Origin of the sequence: Kribbella sancticallisti (assembly GCF_039530625.1) — a bacterium.
GTDB lineage: Bacteria > Actinomycetota > Actinomycetes > Propionibacteriales > Kribbellaceae > Kribbella > Kribbella sancticallisti.
This window is the reverse complement of sequence record NZ_BAAAOS010000032.1, coordinates 102,429-120,690: the sequence shown is the minus strand read 5'-3', so window position 1 is coordinate 120,690 and position 18,262 is coordinate 102,429. Positions and strand designations below refer to the sequence as shown.

The 18,262-nt window shown below is 69.7% G+C and carries 17 protein-coding genes; 13 read left to right on the top strand and 4 right to left on the bottom strand.

The features are described 5' to 3' along the window. Nucleotides 1-42 precede the first annotated feature (42 nt). From ABD255_RS23085 to ABD255_RS23045, 9 genes are read left to right on the top strand one after another with little or no spacing between them, the layout of a single operon-like run. A complete protein-coding gene (locus tag ABD255_RS23085; protein WP_344217277.1) occupies nt 43-1,677 on the top strand; it encodes a carbamoyltransferase family protein in 1,635 nt (544 codons plus the stop codon). Next, a complete protein-coding gene (locus ABD255_RS23080) occupies nt 1,674-3,131 on the top strand; it encodes an HAD-IIIA family hydrolase (protein ID WP_344217275.1) in 1,458 nt (485 codons plus the stop codon). Before ABD255_RS23085 ends, ABD255_RS23080 begins: the two co-directional genes overlap by 4 nt. Then, nucleotides 3,131-4,129 carry a glycosyltransferase family 9 protein gene (locus ABD255_RS23075; protein ID WP_344217273.1) on the top strand — a complete coding sequence of 333 codons (999 nt, stop codon included), beginning with the start codon at nt 3,131-3,133 and terminating at the stop codon, nt 4,127-4,129. Before ABD255_RS23080 ends, ABD255_RS23075 begins: the two co-directional genes overlap by 1 nt. Further along, nucleotides 4,129-5,088, top strand: coding sequence for a glycosyltransferase (locus tag ABD255_RS23070; protein WP_344217270.1), 960 nt, complete (start codon nt 4,129-4,131; stop codon nt 5,086-5,088). The genes ABD255_RS23075 and ABD255_RS23070 overlap by 1 nt, the downstream gene beginning before the upstream one ends. Then, complete coding sequence (locus ABD255_RS23065) at nt 5,085-6,287, top strand: glycosyltransferase (RefSeq protein WP_344217268.1); 1,203 nt, start codon at nt 5,085-5,087, stop codon at nt 6,285-6,287. Before ABD255_RS23070 ends, ABD255_RS23065 begins: the two co-directional genes overlap by 4 nt. Next, nucleotides 6,287-6,895, top strand: a complete 609-nt coding sequence (locus tag ABD255_RS23060) for a D-sedoheptulose-7-phosphate isomerase (RefSeq protein ID WP_344217266.1) — start codon at nt 6,287-6,289, stop codon at nt 6,893-6,895. The genes ABD255_RS23065 and ABD255_RS23060 overlap by 1 nt, the downstream gene beginning before the upstream one ends. Next, nucleotides 6,892-8,241, top strand: coding sequence for a PfkB family carbohydrate kinase (locus tag ABD255_RS23055; protein WP_344217264.1), 1,350 nt, complete (start codon nt 6,892-6,894; stop codon nt 8,239-8,241). The genes ABD255_RS23060 and ABD255_RS23055 overlap by 4 nt, the downstream gene beginning before the upstream one ends. Then, the gene (locus tag ABD255_RS23050) at nt 8,238-8,921 is read left to right on the top strand and encodes an SDR family oxidoreductase (RefSeq protein ID WP_344217262.1); all 684 of its coding nucleotides are present in this window, start codon (nt 8,238-8,240) and stop codon (nt 8,919-8,921) included. Before ABD255_RS23055 ends, ABD255_RS23050 begins: the two co-directional genes overlap by 4 nt. Further along, entirely contained in the window at nt 8,921-9,871 is a 951-nt protein-coding gene (locus ABD255_RS23045) for a glycosyltransferase family 9 protein (RefSeq protein WP_344217260.1), read from the top strand. The genes ABD255_RS23050 and ABD255_RS23045 overlap by 1 nt, the downstream gene beginning before the upstream one ends. Here ABD255_RS23045 and ABD255_RS23040 read toward each other — a convergent pair. Both ABD255_RS23040 and ABD255_RS23035 read right to left on the bottom strand, forming a co-directional pair. Beyond that, on the bottom strand, nt 9,765-10,736 hold the full coding sequence (locus tag ABD255_RS23040) for a UDP-glucuronic acid decarboxylase family protein (RefSeq protein ID WP_344217258.1): 972 nt from the start codon (nt 10,734-10,736) through the stop codon (nt 9,765-9,767). The two genes, ABD255_RS23045 and ABD255_RS23040, sit on opposite strands and share 107 nt — an antisense overlap. Nucleotides 10,737-10,771: 35 nt before the next feature. After that, on the bottom strand, nt 10,772-11,644 hold the full coding sequence (locus ABD255_RS23035) for a manganese catalase (protein ID WP_344217256.1): 873 nt from the start codon (nt 11,642-11,644) through the stop codon (nt 10,772-10,774). A gap of 138 nt (nt 11,645-11,782) precedes the next feature. Between ABD255_RS23035 and ABD255_RS23030 the strand changes: the two genes are divergently transcribed. Further along, nucleotides 11,783-12,199: a CBS domain-containing protein gene (locus tag ABD255_RS23030; RefSeq protein ID WP_344217254.1), complete on the top strand. Its 417-nt coding sequence runs from the start codon at nt 11,783-11,785 to the stop codon at nt 12,197-12,199. A gap of 409 nt (nt 12,200-12,608) precedes the next feature. Here the strand turns inward: ABD255_RS23030 and ABD255_RS23025 are convergent, their stop codons facing one another. Further along, nucleotides 12,609-13,025, bottom strand: coding sequence for a VOC family protein (locus tag ABD255_RS23025; protein ID WP_344217252.1), 417 nt, complete (start codon nt 13,023-13,025; stop codon nt 12,609-12,611). Between the two features lie 86 nt (nt 13,026-13,111). On the opposite strand from ABD255_RS23025, the gene ABD255_RS23020 reads away from it, so the two are divergent. The 3 genes from ABD255_RS23020 to ABD255_RS23010 all read left to right on the top strand — a co-directional run bounded on the left by ABD255_RS23020 (nt 13,112) and on the right by ABD255_RS23010 (nt 16,522). Continuing rightward, complete coding sequence (locus tag ABD255_RS23020; RefSeq protein WP_344217250.1) at nt 13,112-14,098, top strand: helix-turn-helix transcriptional regulator; 987 nt, start codon at nt 13,112-13,114, stop codon at nt 14,096-14,098. A 128-nt stretch (nt 14,099-14,226) separates the two neighbouring features. After that, nucleotides 14,227-15,144, top strand: a complete 918-nt coding sequence (locus ABD255_RS23015) for a serine/threonine-protein kinase (protein ID WP_344217247.1) — start codon at nt 14,227-14,229, stop codon at nt 15,142-15,144. A gap of 49 nt (nt 15,145-15,193) precedes the next feature. After that, entirely contained in the window at nt 15,194-16,522 is a 1,329-nt protein-coding gene (locus ABD255_RS23010) for a TolB family protein (RefSeq protein WP_344217245.1), read from the top strand. Between the two features lies 1 nt (nt 16,523). On the opposite strand, the gene ABD255_RS23005 is transcribed toward ABD255_RS23010, so the two are convergent. Next, on the bottom strand, nt 16,524-18,053 hold the full coding sequence (locus ABD255_RS23005) for a SulP family inorganic anion transporter (protein WP_344217243.1): 1,530 nt from the start codon (nt 18,051-18,053) through the stop codon (nt 16,524-16,526). Between the last annotated feature and the right edge of the window lie 209 nt (nt 18,054-18,262).

Here is an 18,262-nt window from a genome sequence, read left to right as displayed (position 1 = left end):
TACCTCCGCGCCTCCAGTTCCACCAGGAAGGGGTGAGGCACGATGCGGGTCCTCGGCGTCAACGCGATCTTCCACGACCCGTCCGCCGCGCTGGTCGTCGACGGCCGGATCGTCGCGGCAGCGGAGGAGGAACGGTTCAGCCGGCGCAAGCACGGCAAACGGCCGGTGCCGTGGTCGGCCTGGGAGTTGCCCGAGCAGGCGATGCGCTGGTGCCTGAGCGAGGCAGGACTACGGCCGGACGAGATCGACCTGGTCGGCTACTCGTTCGACCCGGCGCTCTGTGTGGACCTCGGCGGACTGGGTGTGACCGATCCCGGTGACCAGACCCGGGTCGACTATGCCCGGCGCGCGCCTCGCTTCCTGGCCGCCGCCCTGCCGGGGCTGGACCCGGACAAGGTGAAATTCGTCCCGCACCATGTCGCCCATGCGGCGTCGGCCGGCCTCGCGGCGCCGTACGAGGAGAGTGCTTGCCTGGTGCTGGACGGCCGGGGTGAGCGGGCTTCGCATCTGGCCGGTCGGTACGACGGGCCGCGGCTGGAGGTGCTCGCGGCGCAGGACCTGCCGCACTCGCTCGGACTGCTCTACGAGGATCTGACCGAGCACCTGGGCTTCCTGCGATCGAGCGACGAGTACAAGGTGATGGCGCTCGCTTCGTACGGCAAGCCGCGGCATCTGGCCGACTTCCGTGAGCTGGTGCGTACGACGGGTGACGGTGGCTTCGTCACGGAGCCGATCGACTGGAATGCCTATGCCCCCAAGGGATCCAGCGGAGCCGACCTCAACGACGACCAGGCAGACCTGGCCTGCAGCGTGCAGCGCCGGCTTGAAGAGGTGCTGCTGGAACTGGCGTCCTGGCTGCACGACCAGACGGGTGCCAAGGCGTTGACCATGGCCGGTGGCACAGCCCTGAACTGTGTGGCCAACTCAGTGATCGCGCGGCATGGTCCGTACGACCACGTCTGGGTTCAGCCCGCCGCAGGAGATGCCGGTACGTCGTTGGGCGCGGCGCTTCACCTCAGCGCGACCGCGGGTCGTCCGCTGGCCATGCAGACGGCCGCGCTCGGCCGTGAGTGGACCGACGACCAGATCGCCCAACGTCTGCAGCAGGCGGCGCTGCCATTCGAGACGCCACCGGACCTGGCAGCGGTGGTCGGTCAGGCTTTGGCGGACGACCAGATCATCGCCTGGTACCAGGGCCGGTCGGAGTACGGCCCGCGAGCGCTGGGACACCGCTCGCTGCTGGCTCATCCCGGCCGCCGGGAGAATCTCGAGCGGCTCAACGACATCAAGGGCCGCGAGCAGTTCCGGCCGGTCGCGCCGCTGGTTCTGGCGGAGCGGGCGGCGGACATCTTCGACGGACCGTTGCCCAGTCCGTACATGCTGTTCGTCCACGACGTGGCGTCGGCCTGGCGGGAGCGGATTCCCGCCGTCGTCCATGTCGACGGCACGGCGCGGATCCAGACGGTCGACCGGGCCGACGAACCGTTGCTCGCGAACCTGCTCGAGGAGTTCGAGCGACGTACCGGCCTGCCCGTACTGGTGAACACCAGTCTCAACACCGCCGGTCGCCCGATGGTGGACAGCCCTGCTGACGCGCTGGAACTGTTCGGCTCCACGCCGGTGGATCTCCTGGTGCTGGGGCCGCACGTCATCAGACGGGCCGGGACGTTCCGATGACGACCTGGTCCGTCGTCATTCCGACCGTCGGCAGGCCTTGCCTGACCGACCTACTCGCTGACCTTTCGCGCCAAGCCTGGCCCCCGCAGGCCGTCTATGTAGTCGACGACCGCCGTCGGCCGGCGGAGCCGCTGCAGGTCGAAGCCTCCGTACTGCGAAGCGGTGGCCGGGGCCCGGCGGCAGCGCGGAACCTCGGTTGGCGTAGCTCAGCCACCGAGTGGATCGCCTTCCTCGACGACGACGTGCGGCTGCCCGACACCTGGTCGGACGACCTCGTGCGCGATCTCCAAGCGGCGGATGAGCTGACAGCGGGCGTGCAGGGCAGCATCGTCGTACCGAAGCCCGCTGGACGGCCGCTCACTGACTGGGAGCGGAGCACCGCAGGGCTGGAGAACGCCAAGTGGGCTACCGCGGACATGGCCTACCGGCGCGAAGCGCTGGAAGAGGTCGACGGCTTCGACGAGAGATTTCCGCGGGCGTATCGCGAAGATGCCGAACTCGCTCTCCGGGTGCGTGGCCGCGGCTGGAAGCTCGCGCGTGGTCGGCGCTCCATCATTCATCCGGTCCGGCCGGAGAACTTCTGGGTCAGCGTCCGGGTGCAGCGAGGAAACGCTGACGACGCATTGCTGCGGGCGATCTACGGCAGGCACTGGCGCCGGTACGCCGAGTGCCCGCCCGGCCGGTTCAAGTGGCACCTCGCGACGGTGCTCGCCGCGTTGTCGATCCCGGCCGGATTCCGTCGCCTCGGTGCGCTCGCCTGGCTGGCCTTGACCACCGACTTCATCCGCCGCCGGCTCGAGCCCGGTCCCCGCACGGTCAACGAGATCGCGCGCATGATCCTGACCTCGCCCGTACTGCCGTTCGTCGCCGTCTGGCATCGCGCGAAGGGGACCTGGCGGCACCGAGGCAGTACGCCCTGGCCGCCACCGCTGCGAGCCGTCCTCTTCGACCGGGACGGAACCCTGGTGCGCGACGTCCCCTACAACGGCGATCCCGATCGCGTCGAACTGTTCCCCCAAGCCCGCCAAGCGGTCGAACGTCTTCGTACCGCGGGTCTGCAACTCGGCGTGGTCACCAACCAGTCGGGTATCGGCCGAGGCCTGTTGACGGCCGAGCAGGTCGCGGGGGTCAACCGGCGGATCGACGAACTGCTGGGGCCGTTCAACACCTGGCAGGTTTGCCCGCACGCGCCCGATGAAGGCTGTGCCTGCCGCAAACCGGCCGCGGGTCTGGTCCTGGCCGCGGCGGCGGAACTGGGGGTGCCGCCCGGTCAGGTGCTGGTGATCGGTGACATCGGAGCCGATGTCGAGGCCGCGCAGGCCGCCGGTGCTCGCTCTGTCCTGGTCCCCAACCGGCGGACCAGGACCGAGGAAGTGCTCGCCGCACCGATGACGGCACCCGACCTGACCACGGCGGTGGAGTACGTGCTCGCCGAGTTGCCGGGGAGACGTTGATGCGGACCGTGCTCATCACCCGGCTGGACAACGACGGTGACGTCCTGCTGGCCGGCCCGGCGATCCGGGCGGTCGCCGCCACCGATCGAGTCGTCCTGCTGGTGGCGCCGTCCGGCGAACAGGCCGCGCGGTTGCTGCCCGGCGTGCACGACGTCCTGGTCTGGGACTGCCCGTGGACCGGCTTCGAGCCGCCGCCGGTGGATCGACGCAGCGTGAACACACTGATCGACGTACTGTCGCTGGCTCACCTGGGTGCCGCCTTCGTGCTGACGTCGTACCACCAGAGTCCGCTGCCGATGGCGCTGCTGCTGCGCATGGCCGGGATCAAGTACGTGGCCGCGAGCTCGGTGGACTACCCCGGGTCGTTGCTCGATCTGCGCCACCACCCGGAGCCTGGTCACGAGGTCAGCAGGGCGCTCTCGCTGGTGCGGGCAGCCGGCTACGAGTTGCCCGCCGGCGACGACGGTCGGCTGGTGGTCAAGCAGGCACCGATCGATCGGCTGCCGGACGAGCCGTTCGTCGTCGTGCACCCCGGCGCCTCAGTGGCCGCGCGGGCGGCCGGACCACAACAACTCGCACGCATCGTGGAAGCACTGACCGGAGACGGTCACCGCGTCGTGGTGACCGGATCCGCGCAGGAGCGCGACCTGACCGCAATAGTTGCTGGAAGCAAGGGAATCGACCTGGGTGGGCAGACGGACTACCGCCGGCTGGCGGCGCTGCTCCGGGCCGCGTCGTGCGTGGTGGTGGGCAACACCGGACCTGCCCATCTGGCGGCCGCGGTCCGTACGCCGGTGGTCTCGCTGTTCGCTCCGGTGGTGTCGGCCGACGACTGGGCTCCCTGGGGTGTGCCCTTCGTCCTGCTGGGCGATCAGCAGGCCGAGTGTCGCGGCACCAGAGCCCGTGAGTGCCCGGTGCCGGGTCACCCCTGCCTGAACGGGATCTCACCGGACGAGGTGGTCATCGCCGTCCGCAAGTTGATCGAGGAGGTGACGTGATGAGGATCCTTGCCTGGCACGTCCACGCCGCCTGGATGACCTCTTTCGTCCAGGGACCACACGAGTACTACGTTCCGGTGCTGCCTGACCGCGGCCCGGACGGCAAAGGCCGCGCCCAGACCTACCAGTGGCCGGACAGCGTCCGGGAACTCACCCCCGACCAGCTCCAGACAGCCGACTTCGACGTCGCGGTCCTGCAACGTCCGGCGGAGCTGGAGCTGTTCCAGCGATGGACGGGCCGGGCGCTCGGGCGCCGCGGCGTACCGGCTGTGTACGTCGAGCACAACACGCCTCGGGGAGACGTCGCGGAGTGGCAGCATCCGCTGTCGGCCCGCGCCGACATCCCGGTCGTGCACGTCACCGAGTTCAACCGCACCATGTGGGACAACGGCATCGCGCCGGCCGTGGTGATCGAGCACGGCGTCCCCGACTACGGCTACCGCTACGTCGGCGATCGCGACTCGCTCGTCGTGTCGGTGAACGAACCGGTCCGCCGGTGGCGGGTGGCGGGCACCGATCTGGTGGCGACGATCGCCGGCCAGGTGCCGGTCAGCCTGTACGGGATGGGCACCGATCAGCTGGCCACTCGGATCACCTCCGGGCTGGACCTGGTCGACGATCTGACGCAGGGCGAGTTGCACGAGCGGATGGGCAGGCACTTCGCGTACCTGCATCCCTATCGCTGGACGAGCCTCGGTCTGTCGCTGATCGAGGCGATGACCTTGGGCCTGCCGGTACTGGTCGTCGGCGCGACTGCCGCGTACGAGGCGGTGCCGGCCGGCGCGGGCGTGGTCAGTGCGAGCCCGGAGCGACTGGTCGAGACGGCCAGGCGTTGGCGTGCCGATCCACACGAAGCCCGCGAGACCGGACTGGCCGCCCGCGCGCACGCAGTACGGCAGTTCGGGCTGGGCCGGTTCCTGGATGACTGGGATCGATTGCTGAAGGAGATATGCCGATGAAGATCGCCATGGTGTCCGAGCACGCCAGCCCACTGGCCGTGCTCGGTGGGGCCGACGCGGGTGGGCAGAACGTCCACGTCGCGGCGCTGGCCCTCGCGCTCGCCGCGCGTGGTCACGAGGTCGACGTCTACACCCGACGCGACGACCCCGGGATCGCCGAGCGGGTCAGACTCGGACCGGGGGTGGAGGTGGTCCACGTGCCGGCCGGGCCGCCGGAACAGCTTCCCAAGGACGACCTGCTGCCGCACATGCCGGAGTTCGGGCAATGGCTGGGGACGCGCTGGTCGGTCGATCGCCCGGACGTCGTCCATGCGCACTTCTGGATGTCGGGAGTCGCTTGCGAGCAGGCGCGGAAGGTGGCCGGCTTCGCGTTCGCCCAGACGTTTCACGCACTGGGCGTGGTGAAGCGCCGGCACCAGCGCGACCAGGACACCAGCCCCGCGGAGCGGTTGGCGATCGAGAGCCGGCTGGCCTGTACGGCCGACGCGGTGATCGCGACGGCCACCACCGAGGTCGCGGAACTGCTGGCCATGGGCGCGCGACCGGGGTCACTTCACGTCGTGCCCTGTGGCGTCGACCAGTTCCCCGGTACCGCGACCGACGACCGCTGGTGGCACGGCCAGGGCGGGCGGATCCTCTCGCTGGGCCGACTGGTCGAGCGCAAGGGCGTGGACACCGTCATCGCCGCGGTGGCCCAGGTCCCCGGTGCGCAACTGGTGGTGGCCGGCGGACCGGTCGATGCCTTCGACGACGATCCTGAGGTGCGACGGCTGCGCGCGGAGGCGGAGCGGCTGGACATCACGGATCGCGTCCGGCTGATCGGTGCGGTGACCCGCGACGAGGTACCGGGCTTGCTGCGCTCGGCCGACGTGGTCGCCTGCACACCGTGGTACGAGCCGTTCGGGATCGTGCCGCTGGAGGCGATGGCCTGTGGTCGACCGGTGGTCGCGTCCGCGGTGGGCGGACTGCTGGACACGGTGGTCGACGGTGTCACGGGTGTCCACGTACCGGCGAAGGACCCGGACCGGCTGGCCGCAGTACTGCGACGGTTGCTGGCCGATCCGGTCGAGCGACGGCGGCTCGGCGAAGCAGGAGCGGCGCGGGTGGCGGAGAAGTACACCTGGCCCAAGGTGGCTGCCGCGACCGAGGAGGTCTACCGGCGGATCACCGCGCCGGTCGCCGCGGGGAGGGTGCGCTGATGGCCCGGTTCGGCACGCTGGCAGAGCACCTCGGTCACCTCCGGATCGCGCTCGCAAGCCTGGACCAGCAGGCCGCGCTGATCGACGGCTGGGGACAACAGCTCAGTACCGGGTTCGCGGCCGGCGGCAAATTGCTTGCTGCAGGCAACGGTGGAAGCGCGGCCGAGGCGCAGCACCTGACGGCGGAACTGGTCGGCCGGTTCGAAATGGAGCGCGGGCCGCTACCGGCTATCGCCCTGCACGCGGAGACCTCGAGTCTGACGGCGATCTGCAACGACTACGGTCCCGACGGCATCTTCGCCCGCCAGGTCCGGGCGCACGGCCGCTCCGGCGACGTGCTGGTGCTGTTGTCGACGAGTGGGCGCAGCCCCAACCTGCTGGCCGCCGCGACCACCGCCAAGGAGCGCGGGATCCAGGTGTGGGCGATGACCGGCCCGGGCCCCAATCCGCTGACTGAGCTGGCCGATCGGGCTCTCGTGATCGAGTCGGCCGCGCCGACCGCGGTACAGGAGGCGCAACTGGTCGCCGTCCACGCCCTGTGTTCCGCGGTCGAGCGCTATCTGCCCTCGGCCAGCTGGGCAGCCGAGGTGGAAGAGGTGGCCTGGTGACCGTACGAGTGCTGGTGATCGGGGACGTTCTGCTCGATCGGGACATCGAGGGAGTAGTACGGCGGGTGACGCCCGACGCGCCGGCGCCCGTGGTCGAGGTCGGGGAGGTGACCGAACGCGCCGGGGGAGCCGGGCTGGCCGCCACGCTGCTGGCCCGCCGCGGTGTCGAGGTCACGTTGGTGACGGCCCTGGCGGACGACGACGCCGGCAAGCGGCTGACCGCCTTGCTCGACGAGCAGTTGCCGGTCATCGCGGTGCTGACGTCGTCGGCCACCCGCTGCAAGACCAGGGTGCGCAGTGCGGGGCACTCCTTGCTGCGGATGGACATCGAGGCCTCCATCGACGGCTCCGGGAGTTGCGACATCCCGGCGCTGGAGGACGCTCTGGATGCTGCCGACGTGGTGCTGGTTTCGGACTACGCCGGCGGAGTGGTCAGCCATCCCGAGGTGTACGCGGTACTGCGGCGCTGGACCTCGCAGCGGCCGATGGTCTGGGATCCGCATCCCCGAGGCGCCGAACCGGTCCCCGGGCTGACCTTGGTGACGCCGAACAAGGCCGAAGCCGTGCAGTTCGGCACCCAGGGACCGGATCGGCCCGACCGTCTGGCCGCCGAGCTGTGTGAGCGTTGGCAGGCCTGGGGCGTGGCGGTCACCGACGGCGGCAACGGCGTCTTCGCCGCCACCGGGGGAGGGCCGGTGCAGTTCATGCCGGCGCCCTTCGAGTCCAATGGCGACACCTGCGGAGCGGGCGATCGCTTCGCCGGCACGGTCGCAGCTCAGCTCGGATCAGGGGCCACGGCCAGCGACGCGATCGAGACCGCGGTCCGGGACACCGCGGACTGGCTGGCCGCCGGCGGGGTGCGGCCGGCCGTGCGCGGCAACGGCGCGGCGCCGCAACTCGATGCCGCCACCCTCATCCGCCGAGTTCACGCGGCGGGCGGGACCGTGGTCGCGACCGGTGGGTGTTTCGACGTCCTGCACGCCGGTCACATCGCCAGCCTCGAAGCCGCCCGCCGGCTGGGTGACGCCCTGGTCGTGCTGGTGAACTCCGACGACAGCGTGCGGCGGCTGAAAGGCCCGGCCCGGCCCGTGAATTCCCAAGCCGACCGCTGCCGAGTACTGCGGTCGCTGCGCTGCGTCGACGCGGTCGTCGTCTTCGACGGCGACGACCCGTGCGTGTCGCTCGATCAGTTGCGACCCGACATCTGGGCGAAAGGCGGCGACTACACCGCCGAGATGATGCCCGAGACACCGATCGTGAACGGCTGGGGCGGCCGGGTCGTGCTGGTCCCGTACCTGCCCGGCCGTTCGACCACCGCAATTCTCGAGGAAGGAAGCACCCGATGAGCCTGGACCGAGTCGCGGTCACCGGCGGATCTAGCGGACTTGGCGCCGCTGTCGTCCGCGCAGTACAGAAACGAGGCGGTACGGCGGTCGCCATCGATCGGCAGAAGCCGGCCGACGACATCGGCTGGGTCGAGGCCGACCTGTCCGATCCGGCCGCCGCGGAGACCGCCCTGGCCCGGGCCGAGGAGCTCATCGGCCCACTGACCGGGGTCGTCACGGCTGCGGGCGTGGACGCCTGCGGCCGGATCGAGGACGTGGAACTGGCCGACTGGGTGAGAGTGATCAACGTCAACCTGATCGGCACCGCCGCGATCGCGCGGGCCGCCGTACCGCGGTTGGAGCGAAGCCATGGCCGCATCGTCACTGTCGCCTCGACGCTGGGACTGCGCGCGCTCAGCGACGCCACGGCGTACTGCGCCTCGAAGTTCGGGGTGGTCGGGTTCAGCCGCGCACTGGCGGTGGAGACGGCCGGACGGGTCGGGGTCACGATGCTCGTTCCCGGTGGCATGCAGACGGCCTTCTTCGACGGCCGGCCCGAGCAGTACAAGCCAGGCCCGGACGCGATGCTGAACGAACCGGACAACGTCGCGGACGCCGTCGTCTACGCGCTCGGCCAGCCGCCAGGCGTGGAGGTGCGCGAACTGGTGGTCTGCCCGTCGGTCGAGCCGTCCTGGCCGTAGTGTCCCGCCCGGTTCTGGTCCTGCGCGCGCTCGGTCTCGGCGATGCCCTGACCGCAGTACCGGCGTTGCGTGGCCTCCGCCGCCAGTACTGCGATCGCCCGCTGCTGCTGGCCGGCAGAGAGCCCGTGTCCAGTTGGCTTTGCGGGCTGGGGCTTGTGGACGGCGTAGTGCCGACCGATGGGTTGTCCGGGGAGCCACCTGGGCGATCCCTCGGCCGGCATCTGGCCGTCAATCTGCACGGGCGCGGTCCGCAGAGTCACCTGCTTCTAAAGGCGGGATCACCGGACGGGCTGGTTGCTTTCGACTGCGCGGCGGCCGGCTATCGCAGTACGAGCAGGTGGCGGGCTGAGGAGCATGAGGTGGGTCGGTGGTGCCGTCTCGTGGGGGAGTGCTCCGTCGATGATCTGCGGTTGACTGTTTCTGCGGAGCCGGACGGGGCGGTGGTGGTTCATCCGGGTGCTGCGAGTGTGGCTCGGCAGTGGCCGCTTTCGCGTTGGGGCTCGGTGATCAGGGAACTGGCTGCGGACGGGCGGCACGTAGTACTGACTGGGTCTGAGCGGGAGTTGTGCGCGCAGTTGGCGGGAGAGGCCGAAGACCTCAGCGGGCGGTTGTCTCTGGAGGGGCTGGCTGCGCGCGTTGCGTCGGCGGCTTTGGTCTTGTCGGGTGACACCGGGGTCGCTCATCTGGCGACCGCGGTGGGGACCAGATCGGTGACGCTGTTCGGTCCGACGCCGCCGAGGTGGTGGGGGCCGACGATCGACCTTGACCGGCATACCGTGCTCTACCACGGCGTTGGCGCCGGGAACCCACACGCGGATCAGCCAGATGCCGCGCTGCTGCGGATCACTGTCGCGGAGGTCCTTGCCACGGCTCGGAATCAGCTAGCGTGCGGAACCAGTCGACCGTCGTGGACAGGCCTTCCTGCCAGTCCACCTGGGGTTTCCAGCTGAGCACCTGCTCGGCCAGCGTCGTGTCAGGACGCCGTACTCCGGGGTCGTCCACCGGGCGGTCGACGAACTCGATGGTGGATCGGGAGCCGGTCGCGGCGATCACGTCCTCGGCGATGCGCAGTACGGATCGCTCGTCGGGATTGCCGATGTTGACCGGTCCGGGGTGGTCGCTGAACGCGAGACCGAGGATGCCGGTCACGGTGTCGTCGACGTAGCAGACCGAGCGGGTCTGGCTACCGTCGCCGGCCACGGTCAGCGGTTCGCCGGCCAGGGCCTGCCGGATGAAGGTCGGGATCGCGCGGCCGTCGTCGGGGCGCATCCGCGGTCCGTAGGTATTGAAGATCCGGACGATCGCCGTGTCGACGCCCTCGCTGCTGCGATAGGCCGTGGTGAGCGCCTCGGCGTACCGCTTCGCCTCGTCGTAGACACCACGCGGGCCGACCGGGTTCACGTGTCCCCAGTAGGACTCCGGCTGGGGATGGACCTGCGGGTCGCCGTACACCTCCGACGTACTGGCCAGGAGGAAGCGGGCGTCCTTCTCCTTGGCCAGGCCGAGGGTGTGCCAGGTGCCGATGGCGCCGACCTTCAGGGTCTGGATCGGCAGCCGAAGATAGTCGATCGGTGAGGCCGGACTGGCGAAGTGCAGAATCACGTCCACGTCACCCGGCACGTGCACGTACTCGGTCAGATCCGTGCGGAGACAGCTGAACGCGGGATCGTCGAGCAGGTGCGCGAGGTTGTCCGGCGTACCGGTGAGGAAGTTGTCCAGGCAGGTCACGCGGTAGCCGTCCTGCAGCAGACGCTCGCACAGATGACTACCGACGAAACCTGCCCCGCCGGTCACCACGACGTGTTTTCGGTCCATGCCGCGGGGTACCCCGCCCGGACTCTTGGAAACCGCTACTTGCCCTTGGCCTTCTTGACGGCGGCCTGCGCCTTGCCCTTGACGGTTCCCTTGGCGTCCGCGATCGGGTTGTACGTGCCGTACAACGCCGGGTCGGGCGCGGGCGCGGTGCCCGGACCGCCCAGCGGCTGCGGATCCTCCAGATACTCCAGCGGATCGTCGCCCTGGGTCCAGCCGCCGTTCTTGCCGTCGGTGCCGTCCGAGAGCCGCCAGATGGTGTGGTTGTGCTCCTGGTCCTCCTCGTCGAACAAGGCGTTCGGGACGATCGGCGTCTCCAGCCCGTCGGACTCCAACTCCTCGATCGCCTTCAGCCACTGCTTCTGGTGCACGGTGTCGCGCGCCAGGTTGAACTGCAGCATCGCCTTCACGCCGGGGTCGTCGGTCATGTTGTAGAGGCGCGCGGTCTGCAGCCGACCTTGCGCCTCGGCCGCCGCGTTGGCCCGGAAGTCGGCCAGTAGGTTGCCGCTGGCCACGATGTACCGGCCGTTCCACGGCACGCCCTGGCTGTCGGAGGGCAACGCGCCACCGCCGCCGACGATCGCCTGCTGGGGATCCATGCCGCCGAGCACCGCCGCCATCACCGGGTCCTTCACCGCGTCCGCGGTCATCGTGGCCGGCGCGCCCTCCAGCAGCCGCGCGACCATCGTGGCGAGCATCTCGACGTGACCGATCTCCTCGGTCGCGGTGTCCATCAGGAGGTCCTTGTACTTGCCTTCGACGCGGCAGTTCCAGCCCTGGAACAGATATTGCATGGTCACGCTCATCTCGCCGTACGCGCCGCCGATCAGTTCCTGCAGTTTCCGGGCGTACAACGGGTCCGGGCGTTCCGGCCTGGCCTCGAACTGCAGCCGCTTGGTGTGACGAAACATCACCGCTCCTGTCGTTGGGGGAGCGGCGCCGGTACCCCGCGGCAAGCGCTGTACACCCGGCAGTTGCCGGGTCTGTTTCCGCCGTGCCGCGCGGGGCACCGGACGGCCAAATCCCTAGCATGGAAAGTGGTGAGTGCGATGGCGACCGCACGTGACCTGATGACACCGGGTGCCGAGTGCGTCGGAGAGAACGAGACGCTCGTCGATGCCGCCCGGAAGATGCGGGATCTGGATGTCGGCGCGTTGCCGATCTGCGGTGAGGACAACCGGCTCAAGGGCGTGCTGACCGACCGCGACATCGTGGTCCGCTGTCTGGCCGAGGGGGGCGACCCGGCGACCGCGCGCGCGGGCGAGTTCGGTCAGGGCAAGCCGGTCACGATCGGCGCCGACGACAGCCTCGAGGAGGCCCTCCGGACCATGAGCGAGCACCAGGTCCGCCGGCTGCCGGTCATCGACGGCCACGAACTGGTCGGGATGCTGGCGCAGGCCGACGTGGCCCGCGAGGCGTCCGCCGAGGACACCGGCGACACGGTGCAGGAGATCTCGGAGAAGTGAGGCCGGCCGCAGGTCTGCTCAGTACCAGCGAGCCGTGGGATCGCAGCCGCGGGGCGAGGTCTGCCGCGCGGGCACGGGGGGCGGTGACGCGCGCGGGATCACCGGCGGCGACGTACCTGGTTTCCGGGTGGTCGGCGAGCCGGTCGAGCCAAGAGGTGCTGAGCAGCGCCTGCGTTCCACCCTGGTACGACGTCGCCCTGATCCGCGGGATCGCCAGCGGGTCGAAGTCGCGGTGGAACGGCGAGAGGCAGGGCAGCCGCGTCCACCCCTGAACCCATGGCATCGCCTTCGCCATAGCACTCACTGCGTGGCACATCTCCGGACCACGATCAGGTCCCCGCCCGTACCCACTTGACGACACGGAGCGTTCGCGGGATCACCCAAAGTGATCAAACCGTTATGGCCGCGGTCAGTACTGAGCCGCTATGTCGAGGACCCAGACCACGCCGAAACGGTCCTTGAGCATGCCGTAGAGCGGCGACCAGCCAGCCGGCGCGAGGTCCTGGATGACGTCCGCGCCCTCGGCCAACTTCTTCCAACAGGTGCTGATCTCCTCGGCGTCCGTGCCGCGGATCGACACGAACACCGAGTTCACGCCCTGCTCGTACGGCGTACGCACGGGCACGTCGTAGGCCATCACGTGGATGCCGTTGTCGCCTTGGACCTGGCCCCACATGATCTGGTCGGCCTCGATCGGGTCCTGCACGTTGTGGGCGTCCTGATAGGTGACGACGGTGATCTCGCCGCCGAAGACGGTCCGGTAGAACTCGAGCGCCGCGCGGGCGTCGCCACGGAAGTTCAGGTGCGTGGTGGTGGTGATGGACATCTTCTGCTCCTTCATCGAGGTGATGACGGCTACCGTAGGAAGGATCGCGGTCACTTCCTGACCGCAATGAACCCGATCGTGGAGAGATGGCGAATACGAGCTCTCGGACTCTTCGGCTGCTGTCCTTGTTGCAGGCTCGCCGGTACTGGCCCGGTCCGTTGCTGGCCGGGCGGCTCGAGGTTTCGCCGCGGACACTGCGCCGGGACGTCGATCGACTGCGCGAGCTCGGGTATCCGGTTGACGCGCATCCAGGGGTCGACGGCGGCTACGCTCTCGCGCCCGGTGCCGCCTTGCCACCGCTGGTGGTCGACGACGACGAGGCCATGGAACTCGCGGTGGCCATCCAGTCCCACCTCGCCACCGGAACCGGAGGCGACGCCGCGTTGCGGGCCCTGACCAAGATCATCCAGGTGATGCCCCGACGGCTGCGGGCGCGACTCGACGCGGTCCGCTCGTCCACCACGCCGGCGCCGTGGAGCAGCGATACCGTCGCGCCGGTCGACCACGCAGTACTGGCGACGCTGGCCCTGGCCCGTCGTGACTCCGAACGGGTCCGGTTCGGCTACCGGTCGATCGACGGGACGCAGACCTCCCGGTTGGTCGAGCCCTTCCAACTCGTGCCGCTCGGCCGGCGCTGGTATCTGGTGGGCTACGACCTCGACCGTCGCGACTGGCGGACGTTCCGGATCGATCGCATCATCACCGCCGAGGGCGCCGGGACGACGTTCGCGTCGCGTACGCCGCCCTTCGACGACGTCGCCGCCTTCGTCCGCACCAATGTCCTGGGCAGCGCATCAGGCGGTCGGCATCGCGTCGAGGTGATCGTGGAAGCGACCGCGGAGATCGTCAGCGCCCGCTTCGGGCGGTGGGCGGATGTGCAAGCTCGCACGTCGAAGAGCTGTCTGGTGAGCATGGAGCCGGACTCGCTCGACGGGCCGCTCGTCACCCTCGCTTCCATCGGCGCGGAGTTCACCGTGCTGACGCCGCCCGAACTCGCGACGATGGCCGCCGACTGGGGCGCCCGCCTGACCCGGGCCGGTCAGAATTCCGAAGGTGGCGCGGCGGCCTTTTGACAGCACGGATTCTTGTGGAGTTCGGAACAGTTCGATCTCAGCCGGGCACCCGGCGGCGGAAACTCGCGAGGCTGTTGCTCATCGCATCGTTCGGGGTACCTGACAGGTAACGGACTCCGGAGGTAGCGATGCTCATCGCGGATCGGTACCAGCTCGAGACAGTGATCGGCCGGGGCGGCATGGGCGAGGTCTGGCGGGCGACCGACGAGGTTCTCACACGGCCGGTGGCAGTCAAGCTGCTCAAGCAGAGCGATGCCGACGCCGAGGCCGGGGAGCGGTTTCACCGCGAGGCCCAGGCTGCCGCGGTGGTCAACAACCCGCACGTCGTCGGGGTCCACGACTTCGGGCCGTACGACGACAGCTACTACCTGGTGATGGAGTTGGTCGTGGGGAACACCCTGGCGGCGGCGCTCCGGCAGTCCGGCCCCTTCAGCCCGCCGACCGCCGCCCGGGTCATCGCCCAGGCGGCGGAAGGTCTGTCGGCGGCCCACCACCAGGGCGTGGTGCATCGCGACATCAAGCCCAGCAACCTGCTGATGACCAGCGACGGCACGGTCAAGGTCGCCGACTTCGGCATCGCCTGCTTTCTCAGCGACAGGGCCGACGATCCGGACCGCGACGGGGGAATCCTCGGCACCAGTTACTACCTGGCCCCCGAGCGGGCGAAGGCCGAACCGGTCGGGCCGCCCGCCGACATCTACTCGCTGGGCTGCGTCCTGTACCAACTGCTCACCGGTGATCCGCCGTTCGTCGCCGACACGCCCACCGGCGTACTGCGGCAGCACCTGGCGGGCGTACCGGCGCGACCGGACCGGCTCGAGGGTGGATTCCGGCGCTATCTCATGCGCATGCTCGCGAAATGCCCGGACGACCGCCCCGACGCCGAAGAGGTCGTGGCGTGGTGCTGGCAGACCTACCTCAGCGCCCCGGCCGCGGAACCGGTGGTGGACCTGCCGGCCGTTGTCGTTCCCACAGCCGGCCTGACGGCTGTCCCGACCGCCGACCCGACGACGAACCTGGCGATCACGCAGGCCCTTGCCGGATAACTTTGCGCCTCCCGAGTGCATCTAGCAGATGTCCTTGAGGGAGGTCACCGTGAAACTCATCCACCCCATTCAGAGCCGCAGACCGATTCGTACCGCGCTCGTCGCGCTCCTCGCCGCCGCAGTACCGGCAGGTGCGCTCGCCGCCCCGGCGAGCGCCGACGCGCGAGCCAACCCCATCAGCCTCGTGTCGGTCGGGCTGAACGGTGGTGGCGGCGACGGTGCATCCGGCCTCGACGGTCGCCCGGGAGTGTCGTCGGGCGGGCGCTTCGTCGTCTTCTCCTCCTACGCGTCCGACCTGGTGGCCGGTGACACCAACGGTCAGCGGGACGTCTTCGTCCGGGACACGGCGACCGGCCGTACGACGCTCGTATCGGTCGGCGTGGGAGGCGTCCAGGGCAACGCCGAAAGCCGGCAGGGGTCGATCTCGGCGGACGGGCGCTTCGTCGCCTTCAACTCCTACGCCTCGAACCTGCTTCCCGGCGACACCAACGACAGCCCCGATGTCTTCCTCCGCGATCTGGTGACCGGCCGGACGACGCTGGTCTCGGTGGGCCTCCAAGGCTGGGCGGACCAAGGCGCGCACGAGCCTGGGATCTCGACCGATGGCCGCCACGTGGCGTTCACCTCGAGTGCGACCAACCTCGTCGCCGGCGACACCAACGACACCCAGGACATCTTCGTCCGGGACCTCCACGCCGGACGCACCGAGCGGGTTTCCCTGACCGCCGAGGGCCTCCAGTCCGACCTGCCCTCCGCCCAGCCCGCCATCTCCGGGAACGGGCTCGTGGTGGCCTTCACCGCCATCGGCGGCGGGGGAGAGATCCAGGTCCGCGACCGGACGGCCAACACGACCCGAGTGATCTCCGACGGCGTGCCGGCCGACCCCCGGGCCTTCGTCGTGGAGCCCGAATCCGCCGCTGTTTCCGCCGACGGCCGATTCGTGGTCTTCACCGTCATCGGGTGGCTGGGAGTCGGCGTCGACCCGATCGCGAACGTCTGGCTGCGCGATCTCCGGACCAACGAACTGCAACTGATCTCGGCGGACCATCTGGGCCGGCCGTCGTCGGCGATCGGTGCTGCCACCGGAGACGTGTCGGCCGACGGCAGGTACGTGACCTTCGGAACGAAGGGCCAAACCTCCCGCGCGGACCAAGGCGCCCTCAGCGACGTCTACCGCCTCGACCGCAAGACCGGTGCCCTGGTCTGGATCACCCACCGCCAGGACCAGACCGACCCGTACGGCGGCCGGAACGGCAGTTACAGCCCGGCGATCTCCGACGACGGACACCACGTGGCCTTCGACTCCGACGACAAGCGACTGGTCCGCGGCGGCGGCACCTCCGGCTACGACGTCTACCGCTGGAGTTCCGCGGGGTAGGTCAGTGGCCGGCGCCGAGTCTGCCCGCGAGGCGTTCGTGGCGCTCGGCGCTGGAGGCGTTGAGGCCGACGATCCGGACGGTCTTGCCGTAGCGGGCGTACTTGGTGGTGATCGCGTCCAGGGTGGCGACGGTGGAGGCGTCCCAGATGTGGGACTCGGACAGATCGATCACGACGTTGGCGGGGTCGCCGCGGTAGTCGAACTGGTAGACCAGATCGTTGCTGGAAGCAAAGAACAGCTCCCCGGTGACGGCATAGACCCTGGTGTCGTCGTCGGGGTGGGCGACGTCCTTGACGGTGGTGAAGTGGGCGACCCGGCGGGCGAAGAGCACCATCGCCACGACGACCCCGACGATCACGCCGATGGCGAGGTTGTGGGTGATGACCACGACCACGACGGTGGACAGCATCACGAGGGTCTCGCTGCGGGGCATCCGGCGCAGGGTCCGGACGCTGTGCCAGTCGAAGGTGCCGACCGCGACCATGATCATCACCGCGACCAGTGCGGCCATCGGGATGTCGCCGACGAGGTCGCCCAGGCCGACGACCAGGATCAGCAGGAAGACGCCGGCCAGGAAGGTGGAGATCCGGGTCCGGGCGGCGGAGGCCTTCACGTTGATCATCGTCTGGCCGATCATGGCGCAGCCGCCCATCCCGCCGAAGAAGCCGGTGATGATGTTCGCCGCGCCCTGGCCCCAGGCCTCGCGGGTCTTGTCCGAGCGGGTGTCGGTGACGTCGTCGACGAGTTTGGCCGTCATCAACGACTCCAGCAGCCCGACCAGCGCCATCGCCACGGCGTACGGCGCGATGATCCGCAGCGTGTCCAGGTTCCACGGCACGTCCGGCCAGAACAGCGACGGCAGGCTGTCGGGCAGTTCACCCTCGTCGCCGACGGTCGGCACCGTGACCGAGGTGAAGGCCACCAGCGCGGTGACCCCGAGGATCGCGACCAGCGGCGCGGGCACGGCCTTGGTCAGCTTCGGCAGGAAGACCATCACCACGATCCCGGCGGCGACCAGCGGGTAGACCAGCCACGGCACGTGGGTGAGGTGCGGAAGTTGGGCCAGGAAGATGAGGATCGCCAGGGCGTTGACGAAGCCGACCATGACCGAGCGCGGGATGAACCGCATCAGCCGGGCGACGCCGAGCACACCGAGGACCACCTGAAGGATGCCGGCCAGGATGACGGTGGCGACGAAGTACTCGAAGCCGTGGTCGCGCATCACCGGCGCGATCACCAGCGCGACCGCTCCGGTGGCGGCCGAGATCATCGCCGGGCGGCCGCCGAGGAACGCGATCGACACCGCCATGGTGAACGAGGCGAACAGCCCGACGCGGGGATCGACGCCGGCGATGATCGAGAAGCTGATCGCCTCCGGGATCAGCGCGAGCGCGACCACCAGGCCGGCCAGTACTTCGACGCGCAGCCGGCGCGGTGAGCGCAGAGCCGGGCGCACGGAGGTGATGTCGGCCTCGGCAGCGGGGGTCCGGGCAGGTTCGGGCGCGGCTGACTCAGGCGTCAGCGAGGTCATACGGTCTCCAGGGAAAGACAGGCCGGGATCTCCGCGGCGGGCAAGCGCGGCGCGTCATTGCGCAGCGGTAGCACGGGAACCGGGTCCGGAAGGACGGGCGGGGTGAGGAGCACCAGAACGCCCCACGGGCGGCAACTCTACCCGAACGTAAGAGTAGAGTTCCTCGTGGGTCCGCTATCCTTCCTCGATCGCGGCACAGCCGTGAGGCC